General features: G+C 65.1%; 19 protein-coding genes. 11 read left to right on the top strand and 8 right to left on the bottom strand.

Annotation, left to right across the window (positions count from 1 at the left end; all coding sequences use genetic code 11):
- Positions 1-136: 136 nt before the first annotated feature.
- From ASE11_RS20390 to ASE11_RS20370, 5 genes are all read left to right on the top strand, one after another.
- Positions 137-538, top strand: a complete 402-nt coding sequence (locus ASE11_RS20390; RefSeq protein WP_056275874.1) for a GreA/GreB family elongation factor — start codon at positions 137-139, stop codon at positions 536-538.
- A 72-nt stretch (positions 539-610) separates the two neighbouring features.
- The gene (locus tag ASE11_RS20385; protein WP_056275871.1) at positions 611-1,486 is read left to right on the top strand and encodes a universal stress protein; all 876 of its coding nucleotides are present in this window, start codon (positions 611-613) and stop codon (positions 1,484-1,486) included.
- Positions 1,487-1,493: 7 nt separating this feature from the next.
- On the top strand, positions 1,494-2,366 hold the full coding sequence (locus ASE11_RS20380) for a hypothetical protein (RefSeq protein ID WP_056275869.1): 873 nt from the start codon (positions 1,494-1,496) through the stop codon (positions 2,364-2,366).
- A 112-nt stretch (positions 2,367-2,478) separates the two neighbouring features.
- Positions 2,479-3,090, top strand: coding sequence for an N-acetyltransferase (locus tag ASE11_RS20375; protein ID WP_200959392.1), 612 nt, complete (start codon positions 2,479-2,481; stop codon positions 3,088-3,090).
- A gap of 293 nt (positions 3,091-3,383) precedes the next feature.
- Positions 3,384-4,793, top strand: a complete 1,410-nt coding sequence (locus ASE11_RS20370; RefSeq protein WP_056275866.1) for a UDP-glucose dehydrogenase family protein — start codon at positions 3,384-3,386, stop codon at positions 4,791-4,793.
- On the opposite strand, the gene ASE11_RS20365 is transcribed toward ASE11_RS20370, so the two are convergent.
- The gene (locus ASE11_RS20365; RefSeq protein WP_056276445.1) at positions 4,794-6,005 is read right to left on the bottom strand and encodes a glycosyltransferase family 4 protein; all 1,212 of its coding nucleotides are present in this window, start codon (positions 6,003-6,005) and stop codon (positions 4,794-4,796) included. It abuts the gene before it with no gap.
- Positions 6,006-6,186: 181 nt separating this feature from the next.
- Here ASE11_RS20365 and ASE11_RS20360 point away from each other — a divergent pair, with 181 nt between their 5' ends.
- Entirely contained in the window at positions 6,187-6,789 is a 603-nt protein-coding gene (locus ASE11_RS20360) for a hypothetical protein (protein ID WP_056275863.1), read from the top strand.
- Between the two features lie 5 nt (positions 6,790-6,794).
- Here the strand turns inward: ASE11_RS20360 and ASE11_RS20355 are convergent, their stop codons facing one another.
- Positions 6,795-8,447 (bottom strand): aminotransferase class III-fold pyridoxal phosphate-dependent enzyme, encoded by a 1,653-nt coding sequence (locus tag ASE11_RS20355; RefSeq protein ID WP_082585895.1) that lies wholly within the window; start codon positions 8,445-8,447, stop codon positions 6,795-6,797.
- Positions 8,448-8,506: 59 nt separating this feature from the next.
- On the opposite strand from ASE11_RS20355, the gene asd reads away from it, so the two are divergent.
- Positions 8,507-9,388, top strand: a complete 882-nt coding sequence (asd, locus tag ASE11_RS20350) for an archaetidylserine decarboxylase (protein WP_056275860.1) — start codon at positions 8,507-8,509, stop codon at positions 9,386-9,388.
- A gap of 20 nt (positions 9,389-9,408) precedes the next feature.
- Here asd and ASE11_RS20345 read toward each other — a convergent pair whose 3' ends face one another.
- The 6 genes from ASE11_RS20345 to ASE11_RS20320 form a co-directional block, all read right to left on the bottom strand.
- Complete coding sequence (locus ASE11_RS20345; protein WP_056275857.1) at positions 9,409-9,837, bottom strand: FKBP-type peptidyl-prolyl cis-trans isomerase; 429 nt, start codon at positions 9,835-9,837, stop codon at positions 9,409-9,411.
- A 258-nt stretch (positions 9,838-10,095) separates the two neighbouring features.
- Positions 10,096-10,677 carry a type II toxin-antitoxin system VapC family toxin gene (locus ASE11_RS20340; RefSeq protein WP_056275854.1) on the bottom strand — a complete coding sequence of 194 codons (582 nt, stop codon included), beginning with the start codon at positions 10,675-10,677 and terminating at the stop codon, positions 10,096-10,098.
- Entirely contained in the window at positions 10,674-11,411 is a 738-nt protein-coding gene (locus tag ASE11_RS20335; protein ID WP_056275851.1) for a hypothetical protein, read from the bottom strand. The genes ASE11_RS20340 and ASE11_RS20335 overlap by 4 nt, the downstream gene beginning before the upstream one ends.
- Before the next feature lie 252 nt (positions 11,412-11,663).
- Entirely contained in the window at positions 11,664-12,173 is a 510-nt protein-coding gene (locus ASE11_RS20330; protein ID WP_056275847.1) for a DUF1993 family protein, read from the bottom strand.
- An 87-nt stretch (positions 12,174-12,260) separates the two neighbouring features.
- Positions 12,261-13,004 (bottom strand): ABC transporter ATP-binding protein, encoded by a 744-nt coding sequence (locus tag ASE11_RS20325; RefSeq protein WP_056275844.1) that lies wholly within the window; start codon positions 13,002-13,004, stop codon positions 12,261-12,263.
- A 6-nt stretch (positions 13,005-13,010) separates the two neighbouring features.
- Complete coding sequence (locus ASE11_RS20320; RefSeq protein WP_056275841.1) at positions 13,011-14,015, bottom strand: Bug family tripartite tricarboxylate transporter substrate binding protein; 1,005 nt, start codon at positions 14,013-14,015, stop codon at positions 13,011-13,013.
- 191 nt (positions 14,016-14,206) lie between these two features.
- Between ASE11_RS20320 and ASE11_RS20315 the strand changes: the two genes are divergently transcribed.
- Genes ASE11_RS20315 through ASE11_RS20300 form a run of 4 tightly spaced genes read left to right on the top strand, consistent with a single transcriptional unit; the run spans position 14,207 to position 18,047 of the window.
- Positions 14,207-15,214 (top strand): PQQ-dependent catabolism-associated beta-propeller protein, encoded by a 1,008-nt coding sequence (locus ASE11_RS20315; protein WP_056275838.1) that lies wholly within the window; start codon positions 14,207-14,209, stop codon positions 15,212-15,214.
- Positions 15,214-16,416, top strand: coding sequence for a branched-chain amino acid ABC transporter substrate-binding protein (locus ASE11_RS20310; protein WP_082585894.1), 1,203 nt, complete (start codon positions 15,214-15,216; stop codon positions 16,414-16,416). Before ASE11_RS20315 ends, ASE11_RS20310 begins: the two co-directional genes overlap by 1 nt.
- A complete protein-coding gene (locus tag ASE11_RS20305) occupies positions 16,398-17,240 on the top strand; it encodes an ABC transporter permease (protein WP_200959391.1) in 843 nt (280 codons plus the stop codon). Before ASE11_RS20310 ends, ASE11_RS20305 begins: the two co-directional genes overlap by 19 nt.
- 9 nt (positions 17,241-17,249) lie before the next feature.
- A complete protein-coding gene (locus ASE11_RS20300) occupies positions 17,250-18,047 on the top strand; it encodes a quinoprotein dehydrogenase-associated SoxYZ-like carrier (protein WP_056275835.1) in 798 nt (265 codons plus the stop codon).
- Positions 18,048-18,093: the final 46 nt, after the last annotated feature.

Here is an 18,093-nt window from a genome sequence, read left to right as displayed (position 1 = left end):
CAGCCGGCCGCACATTCTTAAGCCCGGCGATACCCCTTCCCTCCTTTTTGCGCAATCCAACCATCGCCGGGCCCCAAGCCAGCGCGATCGCGGGCGCTGCCTTTTTCGGGCAGGCTTGCACCAGTTGGAGTGCCACATGCACAAGAACCTTGCGGGTGAGCGGCTGCTCACCGAGATTGACTCCGCACGCCTGAACAAGCTGCGCGGTGAACATTTTCCGCCCGAGCTGGTCGATACGCTCGAATCCCTGGACCTCGTGCCCTCGCGAGAGATCCCATCCGACATCGTCACGATGTACTCGCAAGTGATCGTCGAAGACCTCGACTCACACCAGCGACAGAAGCTCACTCTGTGCTATCCAGCTGATGCCGAGCCACACCTGGGCTTCATCTCCGTGCTCTCCCCGGTGGGGGCCAGTCTGCTCGGGCAGCGAGTGGGTGCCATCGCCCGCTGGCGCACGCCCAACGGGGACGCGTGCGCGGCGGAAATTGTCTCGCTGCTGTTTCAGCCCGAAGCCAGCGGCGACTACACGACCTAGCCGCCTCATGCCGTCGATCACGCCCCCAGCCGCTGCGCTGCGGGGTTGGCCCTCGTTCGTCCAGGAATTCCCATGCACTTTGAATCCATCCTTGCCGTCTCCGACTTCTCGGCGCTCTCTGAACACGCGCTGGAGCGCGCAGCCCTGCTCGCTCGCCAACACCAGATCACGCTGCGGCTGATCCTTCTTGACGAGGGTCCGAACATCTACCTTGCCGATCCGATCGCGCGCCTTGGACAGCGGGCACGCCAGCTGGCCAGGCGCTACGAGATCTCGGTGCATGCGATCGAACGCTCGGCGTCGCTCGACGCGGTACTGGCGGAGGCCGGTGCCACGACCCTGCTGGTGATGGGGCCGCTCTCGCAGCGGAGCTGGAAACGGTTTCACCGCGGCACCACGCTCGACCAGGCGGTGCACGGCAGCTTGTGTCCACTGCTGGTGGTCAAGCAGGCGCCAACCCGTCCCTATGGACATGTGCTCGTGGCCGTCGACCTGTCGCCACGATCCAGACCCTTGATCGACTTCGCCGACCGGTTCTCGACGCCCACGGTGCTGAAGGCGTTTCACGCCATCGACACGATTGAAGACAGCAAGCTGCGCTCGGTCAACGCATCGCCGCAAGCGATTCAGGCCAACCGCTTCGGCTCGCGCCAGCACGCCAGGGACCGGCTGGCGCAGCTCATCGGCGCGCTGGACGCGACGCCGGAACCGTCACGCAACCCGGTACTGGCCTTTGACGTCGGCAATGGCGACCCGGCTTACTCAACCGCGTTGCACCAGCTGTCCACACAGGCCGACCTGGTCGTGGTGGGCAAACGACCCAGTTCGCCACTGGCTCAGTTCTTCACCGGCAGCGTTGCCCAGCGACTGGCCAAGTGGGCCGCGGGCGATGTGTTGATCGCTCCATTTGATCAACTGAACGTGGCCACGACGGCAGACCGCTTCTGAGAACGACATGGACCTCACCAAAGACTTCATCAAGATCAAACAGCCATGTGCCGATGGATTCCGATGGTTCTTGCGGCACCACCATGAGGGGAGCAACTACCAGGACCTGCTGGACGCCCTGGTCCAGGCAGATCGCGTCAACGACGCCTGCTGGCTGCTCGACCAGTTCGGCCCCACCAACGAGACCTTGATCCTGGACCATCTCTCGGCCAGCGCCATCGTGTTCGCCGGCTCACTGCGGGTGCGCGGCAACGTCGACGTGGATTCGGTGGTGCGAGTGGGTCGGCGCATCGACGTGGGTGGCAGCATCGTTGTCGGTGAATCGCTGGTGTCGGGCGACGACATCCGCTGCGAAGGAAATGTTCGAAGCAACGGCAGACTGGAATCGGGCGGGCGTCTCAAAGCTGGCTGGGGCATCGAAGCCAACGGCGACATCACTGCAAAGGCAGACCTGCGAGCGGCATGGGACGTTCGCTGCGCAGGCCAACTCAAACTCAACGGACAGGCATCCGTGGGTCGCGACGTGAACGTGGAAGGTTCCATCACCTGTGCAAAGAGTCTCTTGGCTGGAGGCGCCCTGGTTTCAGGCGGCACCGTCCAAGCTGTCGAAGGCATCTCGGTCCTCTCGGACATCGATTGCGGCATGCACCTGGAGGCGGGTTGGGGCATCAAGGCGGGTGGAGCCATCCAGGCCAGGGGCGCGATACGCGCTGGCGAAAGTCTGAGTGCGTTCGAAACCATCATGGCAGGCGCCGGCTTTGGCGTGTTTGCAGGCCTGAATGTGCAGATGGGGTCCTGGGAATCGAGCGCCCGCGTGTGCGCAAGCCAAAAGCCCGCCAGCTTGATGAGCGGCTGGTGGGCAGGAGCACGGGATGTTTGAACCATGGATGTGTGCCCTCTTGGCATTTCCCTTCATCACCCCTGGACCAGCCCTTCTCCGCGAGCGGCCTGCAAGGCACCGCGATGCGCAGCCCTGTGCCCAGCGGCACACCATGGAACTGCGCGTGGACGTGCAATGGAGCGCAGCGTCCGTTGACGATGAATTGAAGTCGCTGCATGCACGCCTTGAGCGCTCGGGCCTGCTCAAAAGCGGCACGGGCATCTTCACAACCCAACTCCCTGGCCTGATCCTTCGCCACCGTGAAGCCGATGGGGAGCACTACATCTACGTGGAGGACGTGGCTCGCGGCCGTCTGGCCGGCTACACGGTCTTCAACCGATTGATCGAAGTCAATCGCCGGCTGGATCGATTTGTCCGGGCTCCGCATTCCAAGTACGCGGTCGAGTACCAGCGAAGGGGCATCGCTACCGCGGTGTATGAGTGGGCGCTTGATCAGGGGTTTTGCCTGGTCAGCGGCGCCCGCCAATCCCAAAGTGCTCATGCGCTGTGGATATCCCTCGCAACACGTCATCGACTGGAATACGTCGAGGTTCGAAACAAGAGTCTTCACTTGTTGGCGTCACCTGTGGATCCGAAGACGCGCGACCGACTCCAGACCCGCATGGTGTTGTTGGGTAAGGGTTGGGTGGTCGAGGCCGACTCGCTCAAGCCGCCAACCGAGTGTGCCAGTTCCATATCGGGGCGCCCGCTCGAGATGCAATGAAGCGCTCACTGGAGGAGCCAACTCCCTCGCGAAAGGCCCAAGGCTGGAATGAGGTGCATCGCTGCCATCCGTAGCCCGCCCAACGCAAACCTGGGCGGGGGTGGTTTGCTGTGGCCAGCAGCGCAGCACGCCGTGTTTGTGAAGATCGGGCTGGCTGAGGCGGAGTTTCCACGCGGTGGCGCGCACGCGGGCCCTGTCCTTGCAAGCCCCCCGTTTCACCGTTCTGTCATCGCTTCGCCAAGGCAGTTTCATCTTGGGCTTGCAGCATGTTCTCCAACCAACGGAGAACAGCCATGAAGATCGCAGTGGTGGGTGCAGGGTATGTGGGTCTGGTCACCGCGACCTGCCTGGCGGAACTGGGCAATGACGTCATCTGCGTGGACCGCGACCACGGGCGCGTCGCGGTGCTGCAAGCCGGCGGTGTGCCGATCTTCGAGCCTGGTCTTGAAGACCTGTTGCAGCGCAACCGCCATGCCGACCGGCTGCGCTTCACCACCTCGATAGCGGCTGCGGTGCGGCATGCCGAGGTGATCTTCATCGCGGTGGGAACGCCTCCGCAGGAAGACGGATCGGCGGACCTGCAGCATGTGCTGGCCGTGGCCGCGCAGATCGGCCAGCACATGGCCGACTTCAAGGTGGTGGTCAACAAGTCGACCGTGCCGGTGGGCACCGGAGGGCGTGTGGAGCAGGTCCTGCGCAGCGCCCTGGCGGACAGGGGGCTTGCAGCGCTGGATTTCGCGGTCGTGTCCAACCCGGAGTTCCTCAAGGAGGGCGCCGCGCTGGACGACTTCATGCGCCCGGACCGCATCGTCATCGGCCTGCCCACCGGGGACGCCGGCGAAGCGGCCCGTCGCCTGATGACCCGGCTCTATGCGCCGTTCAACCGCCACCACGAGCGCAGCCTGTGGATGGATGTGGCCAGCGCCGAACTGACCAAGTACGCCGCCAACGCCATGCTGGCGACGCGCATCTCGTTCATGAACGACATGGCGCACCTGGCCGACGCCGTGGGTGCCGACATCGACTCGGTGCGCCGGGGCATCGGCTCCGACAGCAGGATCGGCCACGGCTTCCTTTACGCCGGCACGGGCTATGGGGGCAGTTGCTTTCCCAAGGACACCCGCGCGCTGATCCACGAAGCGGCCGCGCATGGCTTGCGCATGCGCGTGGTCGAGGCCACCGAGTCGGTGAACCACGAGCAGAAGCAGGTTCTGGTGGATCGGGTCTGCGCGCATTTCGGCTCTGATCTGCGCGGGCTGCGCCTGGGTGTGTGGGGGCTGGCCTTCAAGCCCAACACCGACGACATGCGCGACGCTCCCAGCCGCATCGTGATCCCCGAGCTGCTGAGCCGGGGTGCCGAGGTGCTGGTGCACGACCCGGTGGCTTTGAACGAGGCGCAGCGCGCGCTCAGTGCCGATCTGGGGCGACCGGTGAGCGAGATGGACGGCCTCACATTCGTCGAATCCCCACTCGATGCGGTGGCCGGCGTGGATGCCCTGCTGGTGCTGACGGAGTGGAAGTGTTTCCACAACCCCGACTTCGACGCCATGGCGCGGTGCATGCGTGGGCGCGTCATCTTCGACGGCCGCAACCTCTACGACCCGGCCCTGATGGATTCGCTCGGCTTCGTCTACCAAGGCATCGGTCGGCGCGGCCATCACCAGGCTGCCCACCCGGCGCGGGAACTGCCGCAACCCGCTTGATCAGGCCTGCGCGCCGGTGAGGCGCGCGGCCACCAGGTGGTGCCAGACGCCCTCGACCTGGCGCACGATCTGCTCCCAGTCCTGCGTGAGCGTGGTGGCGCGGCCGCGCTCGCGCAACTGCTGGACGAGCCCGGGGTTGCTCATCAGTTCAACCGCGTTCCGAAGGAAGGCCGCCTCATCGCCGCGGGGCGCGAGCAAGCCGTTGTCGCCATGCCGGATCAGCTCGGCCGCTGCGGCGTAGTCGAAGGCCAGCACCGCCAATCCGCTGGCCAGCGCCTCGGGTGTGACATTGCCGTAGGTCTCGGTCACGCTGGGGAAGACGAACAGGTCGGCGCTGGCGTAGTGGCGAGCCAGCCCCTCGCCACTCTGCGCGCCCACCATCAATGCATCGGGGCAGGCCTGTGCCAGGGCGTTGCGCGAGGGCCCGTCGCCCACCACCACCAGCTTGAGATCGGGCCGCACGGCGCGCATCGCGTTCCAACTGCGCGCCAGCAGATCGAGGTTCTTTTCGCGGGCGAGCCGGCCCACCGAGAGCAGCACCGGCTGATCGGGCGCCACACCCCACTGGGCGCGCAGGGCTTCGCTGCGGTGCACCGGTGAGAACCTGGCGGCATCCACACCCCGGGCCACCACCATCAGCCGCTCGAAGCCTTGGGCGGACAGGTCTTGCAGCAGGTCGCTCGACGGCACCATCGTGCAATCCGCGAGGTTGTGGAATTTGCGAAGGTAGGCCGCGATCGGCTTGCGCAGCCAGCCGATGCCGTAGTGCTGGCTGTAGGCGTGGAAGTTGGTGCGGAAGTCGGTGCTCAGCGGCAGCCGCAGCTTGCGGGCGGCCTGCACGGCCGACCAGCCCAGAGGGCCTTCCGTGGCCACGTGCACCAGGTCGGGCCGTTGCCGGGTCCATTGCGCGAGCAGTGCGCGCTTGATCGGCATGCCCAGGCGAAGCTGCGGGTACCGGGGAATCTCCAGCCCCCGAACCAGCAGTTCGTCCGAGGTGGTGTCGCGATCCTTGTCGGTCAGGGGCTGGCGTGGCCGGATCAGCTGGATCTGGTGGTTGCTGGCCTGCAGCCGCTGCACCAGCTGCTGCAATGTGACGGCCACACCATTGACCTCGGGCGGGTACGTCTCGGTGACCACGGCAACCCGCAGACTGGGTCGCGGCACGGGCAGGTGTTCGACCAGCAGGGCGTCGCAGACGTCGGATGTGTTCATGGGGGCGATGTTCATCGCTTGCGATAACAGTTGTGTGACACGCGGTCCGCTGCACAACAGCCTGTCGTGTCATTGCAATGTCTCGGTTGATGTCACGGCCGTTTCATGTGGCCGCCTGAGCATCCGATGCAGGACCGCTCATTGTGATCGGGCCCGTCCGTGACTGAACAAGAGGAATTGAATGAACACGTTTTTCAAAGAGCTCGAGACACAGCGCTGGGACGACCACCGCTACTACCACCACAGCCGCATCAACCAGAGCCTGCACCTGCTCAGCGCCCTGAGTTTCCTGGTGGCCTACGCCTTGTTGTTCGCCGATCCGGCGCTGGCCGCTTTGGTGGCCTGGCTGGTGTCCATGGTGAGTCGCCAGGCCGGTCACTTCTTTTTCGAACCCAAGGGTTACGACGAGATCAACCAGGCCACGCATGCGTACAAGGAGGCCGTCAAGGTGGGCTACAACCTGCAGCGCAAGGTGGTGCTGATGCTGATCTGGGCAGCGTCGCCGCTGCTGCTGGTGGCGCAGCCCGACCTCTTCGGCCTGATGGAGCCCCACACCGACTGGCTGGGCCTCGCGCACAACGTCGGCTGGATGTGGCTCTGGGTGGGTGTTGGTGGTCTGGCATTCCGCGTCATGCAACTGTGGGTGTTGAAGGATCTGCGCACGGGACTGGTGTGGGCCATCAAGATCGTGACCGACCCGTTTCACGACATCAAGCTGTACCACCGCGCGCCGCTGCAGCTGTTGCGCGGGGAGTGGATGGAGCCGGGGCCGCGGGCCAGCTGAATTCCTCAGGCGCGTCCGCTCCAGCGGGCGCGCCACATTTCCTTGAACACCTGCCGTTGCAGATCCCGGGCCGTTGCCCCGGTGGGGTTGGCCCACCAGCCGTCCTCGGTCATCCGCTGACAGGCCAGCACCAAGCGGCGCAGCACCTCGGCCATGTCCTGCTCGCTGTAGTTCAGGCTGAAGACCATGCGGCCGGTGCCCACCCAGCTCAGCGCCAGGCCTTGCTCGCGCAGGTAGAACTGCAGCATCCAGTGGTAACGCGAGGGCGCCGTGAAGTTGACGGTCCAGATGCTGGAGAGCCCAGCCACCCGAACCGGCACATCGGCCTGCTGCAGCGCGTGGTTGAAACGTGTGAGGTGGTTCTGCCAGCGCTCGTCCAGGCCTTCGTAAATGGCTTGGACTTCAGGTGTCTCCAACCGCCGCAGAAACGCGTTCATCGCTCCCATGACGTAGGGGTGCGCATTGAAGGTGCCGCGGGCAAAGCAGATGTCGGCCGGGCGCTCGGGGCGAAACCGCTGCATCCAGGCGGCCTTGCCGCAGACCACGCCCACCGGCAGACCACCACCGAGCGTCTTGCCGTAGGTGACCAGATCGGCCTGCACGCCGTAGTGTTCCTGCGCTCCACCGCGCGCCAGCCGAAACCCCACGAAGACCTCGTCGAAGATCAGCGCAATGCCACGTGCGGTGCAGACCTCGCGCAAACGCGCCAGCCACTGCGCGTAGGCCTTTTGATCGGCGGGATCGCTCTGGCGTGCGGTCATCACCGTCGAGTCGCCCGGTGCATTGCGGTTCGGATGCAATGCCTGCAGCGGGTTGACCAGCACGCAGGCGATGTCTCTTCGGGTCCGCAGCACGTTCAGGCTGCGTTCGTCCATGTCCTTGAGCGTGTAGGTGTGGCCCGGCGGCATCGGGTTGCCGGGCCCGGGCTGCACGTCGTCCCACCAGCCGTGGTACGCGCCGCAAAAGCGCACCAGCTTCTTGCGGCCGGTGTGAAAACGCGCGAGCCGTACCGCCTGCATCACCGCTTCGGTGCCGGACATGTGGAACGACACGGCATCCAGGCCCGAGATGGCTTTGAGCCGCTCCACGTTGTCGGCCACGCAGGGGTGGTAACCGCCCAGCACGGGGCCCAGTGCGGCGCCCAGCTCGGAACCTTCGGCCATGGTGGCCTTGTAGAAGTCGACACCGAAGACGTTGACGCCGTAGGAGCCGGTCAGGTCGAAGCAGTGGTTGCCGTCGATGTCGGTCAGGCCAACGCCTTCGGCGTGCGCCCAGAACGCGGGCAGCGCCAGGTGTTGACGCACCAGCTCGCTGAACTGGAACGGCACGCGGTACCGGCCGGTGAACTGCAGGTCTGGCAGCCCGGCGCGCAGCTGTGCGGTGAGTGCCAGCCCTTGCGGAGCCTTGGCGTTCAACTGGGCCGAGAGCCGATGGAAGGCCGCCTTGCGCTGGGCCGCCACGCCGGGCGGTGCACCGTCGGCCGCGAAGAAGCGGTCTTCGGTGTAGCTGTAGCCGGGCAACCAGCGCGCCAGGCGCTTGGCCATGAGCGAATGCCCGGCCAGCGAGCGGTGCTTCGCCCGCGACAGCTGGATGCGCTGGTGAACAAAAGGAAAGGACGCTGCCAGTGCGCTGGCTGAAAGAACCCATGCGGTGGACATCTGACACACACCTGAAAAGTGAAGGTGTGACATTTGTAGAACATTGCTTTGACAGAACCATGAACAAAAACGCCTGGCGCGAAAAATTCCTTCTCAATGAAGATCTCAACTTCCTGTTCACCAACCGCATACCGCGTGTGGCGGCCACCCGTTTCATGGGCTGGTTCAGCCGCATCCAGAGCCCTGTGCTCACGCGGCTCTCCATCGCGGTGTGGCGGCTGTTCACCGACCTCGACCTGAGCGAGGCGAAACAGCAAAGCTTTCAGAGCCTGCGCGACTGCTTCACGCGGGAGCTCAAACCCGGCCTGCGCCCTTTTGATCCCGACCCAGCCGTGGTGTGCAGCCCCAGCGACGCCATCGTGGGCGCCTGCGGGCCGATCGATGGCACCGATGTGCTGCAGGCCAAGGGCTTCCCCTACCCGTTGCGCGAGTTGCTGCGCTCCGAAGACATGGCGCAGCGCATGCAGGGCGGGCGCTACACCACCTTGCGCCTCACCTCGGCCATGTACCACCGCTTCCATGCCCCGCATGCGCTGGCGGTGGACCGGGTGACTTACATCAGCGGCGACACCTGGAACGTCAATCCCATCGCGCTCAAACGCGTTGAGCGCCTGTTCTGCAAGAACGAGCGCGCCGTCATCGAATGCCGCTTGCCCGGTCTGGGCGATGCCCCGCTGATCCTGGTGCCGGTGGCCGCGGTGCTGGTGGCGAGCATCCGCCTGCATTGGCTCAATATCCTGCTGCACCTGCGCTGGCCCGGCCCCAACGTGATTCCCTGCGCCGCCAGCATGACCAAGGGAGAAGAGATGGGCTGGTTCGAACACGGCTCGACCATCATCGTGCTCACACCGCCCGGCCTGGACCCGGCGCCGGGCATCGAGAGCGGTGTGCGCATCCGGGCTGGCCAGGCCTTGCTGCGGCAACGGGTCGATGGATCGTAGGCAGGCCAGAGCGAAGCCGGTTACTTCCTCTTCACGGACAGCAGTTGCACCTGGAACGCCAGAACGCTGTTGCCCGGGATCACGCCGGGAATGCCCCGCTCGCCGTAGGCGGTGGCCGGTGGGCAGGTTATGTCAGCCGTGTCGCCCACTTTCATTTCCTGCAAAGCTTGCGTCCAGCAGGGCACGACGCGGTTGAGCGGGAAGGTGGCGGGCTCGCCGCGTTTGAAAGAGCTGTCGAACTCTTTGCCGTCGGTCAATGTGCCGCGGTAGTGCACCTGCACGGTATCGGTGGCCAAGGGCTTTTCGCCCGTTCCGGCCGTGGTCCATTTCAAAGCGACGCCCGATGGGAGGACTTTGTTGGCTGGGAGGGCAGGCGTCGTTTGGGCATGAACAGAAGAGATGACCGACAGGGTGGCCAGGAAGGCGGCGATTTGAAGACGTGTTTTCATGGGGCAAAGGGTGGGGAAAGAAGAGAGTGCACAGGCACTGTTGGGTGATCGGTCCGACTTTAGCCGCAGCGATTGCTGCACGGCAGAACTTCGACGGATAGGTCAGCTTCAGACTGGTTGCGGAAGTGTGATCTAGGTATCCACTAAGTCGCTTCTGGCGCCGAGCCCCGACCTTGCCAGCGACCTTTCAAGTCGGTCTATTCAAGAAATGGGAAGAACCGGCAAGACCGGCGCGGCGGATTCCGGGCTGCCGGCGTCCTACTTTGAAGCCGGGGGTTGGTTCCTGGCTGCGAGCCTAAGCCGCCGGACGCCCGGTTGAACTGGGATAGCCGGGGTGAAAAGAACCTCATCGATATGGACTTGAGCCGCCCATGCAGGCAGGGGCAAGTCTTCAACCGAGATACACGGCATCCCTAGCGCTATAGCGATCCTCGGAATGTCCCCATCGGTCGAGATGATCCGATCGACCTTCAACACTCTAGCGATCGCGACAATCTGGCGATCGACCTTGACCTTCTGCCAGCTGACCTCTCGAGTGAGTGGCGCCCGCTTGTTGCCGGAGGCGATGGCGGTCTTGTCCATCATCGCGCATTCGACGGCTGCCACGTGGTCAAAATTCGCGACCTTGATCCGGCGATTGCCCAAGAGCTTTGCCAGCACTTCTTGCCCTGCTTGATCCGCGCCGCTGATGTACTCGCCGACGACCTGAACCGGGATGATCAATTGCCCGTTGGTCCGGTCAATGTCTTCCAGCAGCCCTTTGAGCCGAGCCGACACTTCGAATGCGGTTCGAGGGTCCAGCAGCTTGATCAGCGCGTTCGTGTCGATCAGCACCTTCATGAGTGGTCCTCTCGGTGCTTCTTTGCCCACTCGGCAATCGGATCTTCCAACTTATGCCAGTGGTTGTTCGGCACGCGCCTTAGAGCCTCAAATAGCTCCACCAGCGACGTACTATCAGTCTCTTCGAATGAGAGCACCTCCATGGCGCTGCAAGTCCATTGGCCCTCTTCGTCTCGGGTCCAGGTGGCATTCCCATTGACCTTGATATCCGCACCGAACAGGTGCTGGGCCAGCTTCCTCGCTTCGTCCCGCCCCTTGACGTTCACATCAACGAAAGCGCCATCCGGCGTCTTGAGCGTCATCGGTACAGAGTCGTCCCTGCCTCCAATCTTGATCACTTGACCGATCAGGGAATCAGTCTGGTAGACAGTTTGAACTTGCTCCGGCTTCTTTTGGGGTGTACCCGGGAAGGCGATGATCACGCCACCCTCTGCATTCTTGAGTTCGCCCCGCCACCCTTTCGACCCAAGGTAGTCGTTCAGCTTGGTGATCTTCGCGGGGGCAACCCCGAGCCGCATCTTTACGAGTTGCAAGACAACGTCTTGGCGGGCGGATTGCTCCACCTTTGCCAAGATCCGGGCGCTGCCATCTTTCAGGGCGCCGAAATGGACACGCTCCTGCTCGCCGAGTAGATCAGCGAGCCTCTTCGCCAAGTCGGCGAAGTCGTCTAACGACAGCGTCTTCTTCGACGTGCCGAGGACGTGCAGTTCGTATTGCCAGTCGAGCGGTTTCATGATGTTTCAGCGATTGATTCTGCCATCTGAAGCTTGAAGCCCAAAGCTAACCCAATACTGCATGTGCATCCCGAATGATTTCGGCCATGCGAGTGCGGGTCAAATTGAGACGAAAACAGGGAGGCGCTTCGAATGGCCGTAGGCCAGCAACCTGCCGTCATTCGTGTCCTTCGGTTCGGAGGACCGCTCCTCGCTGCAATACCGCCTCCACATACCGACGTTGAACGCCCGAAACGCGTCGGGTGTCCAGTGTCAGTAAGCACCCATGTAGTCGCGTTTACCGATCTCAATGCCGCTGTGGCGCAAGATGGCATAGGCGGTGGTCACGTGGAAGAAAAACTGCGGCAGGCCGTAGTGCAGTAGATATGCGGTGGCCATCAGCTTCTTTTCCTTGGGGGTGCCGGGGCGCAATACGATCTCGCGGCTCTCACTTGCATCAAATTGATCAGGCTTGAAGGAGCCGATATGGGCCAAAGCCTTGGTGATCAATGCTTGCAAATCCACGAAGCTGACCTCGGTGTCGGGCCAGGACGGCACCTCGGCACCAGCCAGGCGGGAGGCAATGCCCTTGGAGAAGTCTGCGGCGATCTGTACCTGACGTATCAGCGGCAACATGTCGGGAAACAGGCGCGCCTGGAGCAGAGCATTGGGATCGATATTCTTTTGCGTGGCGTGGTCTTCGGCTTTCTTGAGCACATCCGACAAGGCGTGCAGCATCTGCTGCAGGACGGGAACGGAGGCGGTGTACAGCGGGCTGGTCATGATGAATTCACTTTCAAATGGGGCACGATTGGCCGACCAAGTGAGGCTAACAGCATTGGTCCAACCCTCGCGTGTGCCCACTCTCTCTCAAACCGTCCCTCGCCCCAACTGCTTCAACACCTCCGCCTGAAAATCCCCGCCCTCGCTCTGCGCCATGAACTCGGCGATGGGGCCTTCAAAGCGCACCGCGCCCTGGTGCAGCAGCATCAGCCGGTCGGCGTGTCGGGTTTCTTCAATCAGGTGGGTGGCCCACAGCACGCCCATGCCGCGGCTCTGGCACAGGCCGCGCACGGTGTCCAGCAGTTGCTGGCGTGAGGCCGGGTCCAGGCCCACGGTGGCTTCGTCCATGAGCAGCACGCGGGGCTCGTGCAGCAGCGCGCGGATCAGTTCGATCTTGCGGCGCGTGCCGCCCGAGAGGCTGCGCACCACGGCCCGGGCCTGGTCGGCCAGGCCCATGGTGTCCAGCAGCGTGGCGATGCGTGCGTTGGCCAGCTTGCGCGGCATGCCGTGCAGATCGGTGTGGAAGTGCAGGTTGGCCATCACGCTCAGGTCCATGTCGAGCGCACTTTGTTGAAACACCACGCCCAGGCCGGCGAGCGCACGGCTGGGGTGCTGACGCATGTCGTGGCCGAGCACTTCGATGCTGCCCTGGTCGGGCGTGAAGAGACCGGTGAGCAACTGCAGCAGCGTGGACTTGCCCGCGCCGTTGGGGCCGAGCAGGGCCACCATTTCACCGGCGCGCAGGGTCACGTCCACACCCTTGAGCGCGGGCTTGGCGCCGTAGGCCTTGTGCAGGTGGTGGGCGTGGAGCAGGGTGGCGGGTTCGTTCATCGGGGATCAGGCGCCGTGGGCTCTGGCCAGCAGGTTCATGCGCTGCAGCAGGCGCTTCTCGCGCTCCACCGTGTTCAGCACGGCCTGGCGGTAGTCGCGGGTGTTGAGGTAGTCCAGCGTCTGGTCGTAGCGGGCCAGCTCCTGCAGGTGGCGCTCGCTCTGCATGGCTTTGGCAAACGCGTCGTGCAGGCGCTGCACCACGGGCTCGGGTGTGCCGTGCGGCGCGGCCAGGCCCCAGGGCGAGGTGTAGACGGACTGTTCGTAACCCAGCTCGCGCAGCGTGGGTGCATCGGGCCAGCGTGGGCTGCGCTGCGCGCTGAAGATCGCCAGCACGCGGACCTTGCCCTGGTCCACCCAGGGCGCGAAGCCGGTGGAGTTCACACCCGCCATCACCTGGCCGCCGGCCACGCCGAGCATCTGGTCGGCCGTGCCGCGGTAGGGCACGTGCACGTAGCGGATGTTGTTCTGCAGCAGGATTTCTTCGGTGGCCAGGTGGGCGGTGGTGCCGATGCCGGTGGAGCCGAGGATGAGTTCACCCGGGTGCGCCCTGGCCCAGGCCAGCAGGTCGTTGAAGCTCTTCCACGCGCTGCTGGCCGGCACCAGCACGCCGAAGGTGGTGCCCGAGACCTGCACGATGGGGCTGAGGTCGACCACCGGGTCCCAGGGCACCTTGTTCATGAGTGCGTGGCGGTACACGGTGATGGGCACCTGGCCGATGGTGTGGCCGTCGGGCTCGGCGGCCTTGAGCAGCGGCGCCACCTGGGTGCCCGCCGCGCCGGGCTTGTTGATGACCACGATGGACTGGCCCAGCAGCGGCGCGGCTTCGTCGCAGAGGATGCGCAGCGTGAGGTCGGTCGCGCCACCGGCGGGCCAGGGCACGATCAACTGGATGGACCGCTGCGGAAATGCGCCACCGGCCTGCGCGATGGCGCCGTGGGCGAGGCCTGAAACACCCAGCGCGCCGCCAGCTCCCCAGGCCAGGAACTGCCTGCGCGAAACAAGCGACTGCATGGAGCAGGGTGGTGTGGAGCGGTGTGTCATCAGGTGTGCCGTTTTGTCTCAGGGTTTGTCTCTAGCAAGGGGTCCGACTGCGCTGGAACCCCGCTTTTGCAGGGGTTTGCAGGCAATTTCCAGGCCTGTTGCGCTGGCACTGTTTTTGCAGACCATCACCGCGCACCCCACAAATCCATGGAGACAAACCAATGACGCGTTCCGCACTTTCAGCACCCGCTGCGCAAGGCCTTCGTGCGCTGGCCTGGGCCGCCGTGCTCGGCTGCGCCTTGGCCGCCCCAGTGGCCGCGCTGGCGCAGGGCAAGGTGTACGTCTCCAGTGAGAAGGACAACAAGATCCACGTGTTCGATGCCCTGGGCGAGCGCCTGTCCGCCATCGACACCTGTGAGCGGCCGCGCCACATGATGTTCAACGCCAACCGCAGCCAGATTTATGTGTGCTGCGGCGACAGCAACCAGCTCGGCCTGGTGGACACGGCCACCGGCAAGATGACCGGGACTGTTCCATTGGGGGACAGTCCGGAGATGTTTGACCTCAGCCCCGACGGCAAGACGGTCTATGTGTCGATCGAGGACGAGAACGTGATGGCTGCCTACGACCTGGCCACGAGGAAGCCGCTGTTCGAGGTGAAGACCGGTGGTGAGCCCGAAGGCGTGCTGGTCACGGCCGATGGCAAGTTCGCCTATGTCACCTCCGAGGTGGCTAACGTGGTTCACGTCATCGACCTCGCTCAGAAGAAGGTGCTCAAGAACATCAAGGTGGGCAAACGCCCACGCCGCTTCGTGCTGGCCGAGGGCGGCGCCGAGCTCTGGGTCACCAACGAGCTCGACGCCACGGTGAGCGTGGTCAACACCAAAGACCACAGCGTGAAGGCCACCATCAAGTTCGCGGTGCAGGGCTTGCGCGAGGCCGACATCACGCCCGTGGGCATGACGCTGAGCCCCGACGGCAAGACCATGTGGGTGGGCCTGGGCAGGGCCAACCACGTGGCCGAGGTGGACGTGGCCAGCAAGAAGGTGGGCCGCCAGGTGCTGGTGGGCAAGCGCGCCTGGGGTCTCACCATGCACCCCGATGGAAAGACGCTGTATGTGACCAACGGCCTGTCGGACGACATGACGCTGATCGACACGGCGGGTGCCAAGGCTGTTCGGACCGTGGCCGTGGGCCGCGTGCCGCACAGCGTGCTGGTGCAGCCCTGATGCCTACGTTGCTCATGCGCCGGATGGTGACCACGCTCACACTGGCCACGCTGCTGGCCTGGCCGGCGGTGCAGGCCGCCACCACGCAGATGACGATGGCGGTGATCTCGCTGGCGGGTGACGCACGCTACGCCAACCGCCGCATGGAGCGCGGCTACCCCGGCCATCCGCAGGGCAGGGCTCTGCAGGGCGTGCAGCTCGCTTTGGATGAGGCCGCGTTCGAGCTCGACACGGCCGGCATAAAGCTGACCGTGCGCGACGTGGTGCTGCCCGACATGGCTGCCCTGCCCAAAGCGCTGGCCGAGCTCAAGGCCGCCAAGGTGCAGCACCTGGTGGCCGACCTGCCGCTGGCCGAGCTGCAACAGCTGGTGCAGGCCGCACCCGCCGCGCTGGGCGGCGCGGTGGTGTTCAACACCGGGCTGGACGACGACAGCCTGCGCGCGCAAAACTGCGCCGCGCACCTGCTGCACACACTGCCCAGCGCCAGCATGCGCGCCGACACGCTCGCGCAGTACCTGGCCGCGCGCAACTGGCGCAAGGTGTTGCTGCTGCAAGGCCCGGAGCCGGGCGACGTGTTGATGGGGGAAGCTTTCAACCGCGCGGCCAAACGCTACGGTCTGAAGATCACGCAGACCAAGGCCTTCAAGCTCAGCGGCGATCCGCGCGAACGCGACCTGGCCAACACCCGCCTGCTCACCGGCGATCGCGAGCACGAGGTGGTGGCGGTGATGGATGCCAACGGCGAGTTCGCCCGCACGCTGCCTTACGCCACCCAGTGGCCGCGCCCGGTGGTGGGCGCCAGCGGTCTGGTGGCGCAGGCCTGGCACCCGCAGTGGGAGCGCAACGGCGGCCCGCAGCTCACGCGACGCTTTCAGAAGCTCGCACAGCGCCCCATGCAGAGCCACGACTGGGCCGCCTGGGCGGCGGGCAAGGCGGTGGCCGCGGTGCTGGTGCACGACCCCAAGGCGGCAGTACCGCAGCAGCTCAAGCAGCTGCGCTCGGGCACGGTGGTGATCGACGGTTTCAAGGGCCCGCGCCTCAGCTTCCGCGCGTGGGACGGACAACTGCGCCAGCCCATGTTTGTCAGCCATGTGGACGGTGTGGTGGGCCTGGCCCCGCTCGACGGTGTGTTGCATCCCAGGGAAGTGCTGGACACGCTGGGTGTGGACGAACAGGAGAGCGCATGCAGACAACGACCCTGATCCCGCCGGCTGGTCAGCCTTCCATGCCCGTGCACCTGGCGCGCGCGCTGCGTGCCGTGGTGGGCCGCGAGATCGGGCGCTTCCTGCGCCAGCCTTCGCGCCTGGGTTCGGCGCTGGTGCGCCCGCTGCTGTGGTTCGTGGTGTTCGCGGCGGGTTTCCACAACGTGTTCGGCGTGGCCATCATCCCGCCCTACGAGACCTACATCGAATACAAGGTCTACATGGTGCCCGGCCTGCTGGGCATGGTGGCGCTGTTCAACGGCATGCAGAGTTCGCTCTCCATGGTGTACGACCGCGAGATGGGCGTGATGCGCCTGCTGCTCACCGCGCCGCTGGCGCGCGGCTGGTTGCTGGCCTTCAAGCTGCTCGCGGGCACCTGCCTGTCGGTGCTGCAGATGGTGGTGTTTCTCGCCATCTCGTGGGCCTTCGGGGTGGACATCGCATGGCTGCACCTGCCGGGCCTGCTGGTGGCCATGGCGTGTGGCGCCACGCTGCTGGCCGCCCTCGGTCTCATGCTCTCGGTGTACGTGAAGCAACTGGAAAACTTCGCCGGCACCATGAACTTCGTGATCTTCCCGATGTTCTTCATCAGCCCCGCGCTCTACCCGCTGTGGAAGCTGGAGGAGTCGGGCGCGCACTGGCTGCTCAAGCTCGCCGAGTTCAACCCCTTCACGCATGCGGTGGAGGCCATGCGCTTTGCGATGTATGGGCAGTTCAACGCCACGTCATGGGCGGTGGTGGGGGTGTGCAGCATCGCCTTCTTTGTGCTGGCGCTGTGGGGCTACGACCCGCAGCGTGGCTGGATCCGCCAAAAAGGTTCCTGAAAGTTTTTCATGTCACCAGACAACACCCGCCGCCTGTTCCTGGGCGCTGCGCTGGGCGCGGCGAGCACTGCGCTGTGGGCCGCTGACGACCCCACCGGCGGCGACCCGCTGGGCTCCATGCAGTGGCCCGGCCTGCGCAAGCAGTACCTGGGCGATGCGCCCATGCGCTTCTCCAGCGCCGTGGTGGTGAACGGCCCGGCCTTTGCCGATGACGCGATGAACGTGCCGCTGCTGGTGGACGCGCGCGCGCTCGGCAACACCGGCGGTGGCGTGGCGCGCATCCAGGTGGTGGTGGACCGCAACCCGGTGCGCGAGGTGCTGGAGTTCGAACCGCTCAAGGCCTTGCCCATGCTGGCGTTTCGCATCCGCATGGAGCAGGCCTCACCCGTGCGTGCGCTGGTGCAGACACGCGACGGTGCCTGGCACGTGGGCAGCACCTGGGTGCAGGCCGCCGGTGGCGGCTGCACGGTGCCCGGCGCCACCCGCGCCGACGGTTCGTGGAGCCGCACGCTCAACCAGGTGCAGGCGCGTTTCTTCAACAACGTGCTCGAAGGCAGCCGCCGCCTGCGCGTGCGCGTGATGCACCCCATGGACACCGGCCTGGTCGCCGGCATCCCGGCCTTCTACATCGAGCAGCTGCAGCTGGTGGACGGCGCGGGCGCGCCCTGGTGGCGCCTGGCGTTGCACGAACCGGTGTCGGAGAACCCGCTCATCACGGTCGAGCTGCCGCCGCAGACCACAGGCGGCTTCCGACTGCTGGGGCGCGACAACAACGGCAACCGCATCGACGCCGAGGTGAGCGCTTGAGAAGCCTGCTGCTGTGGCTCGCCGCGGCGTGGGCCAGCGCCGCGAT

Origin of the sequence: Hydrogenophaga sp. Root209 (assembly GCF_001428625.1) — a bacterium.
In the GTDB taxonomy this organism is placed as follows: Bacteria; Pseudomonadota; Gammaproteobacteria; order Burkholderiales; family Burkholderiaceae_C; genus Hydrogenophaga.
This window is presented reverse-complemented; position numbering and strand designations above follow the sequence as displayed.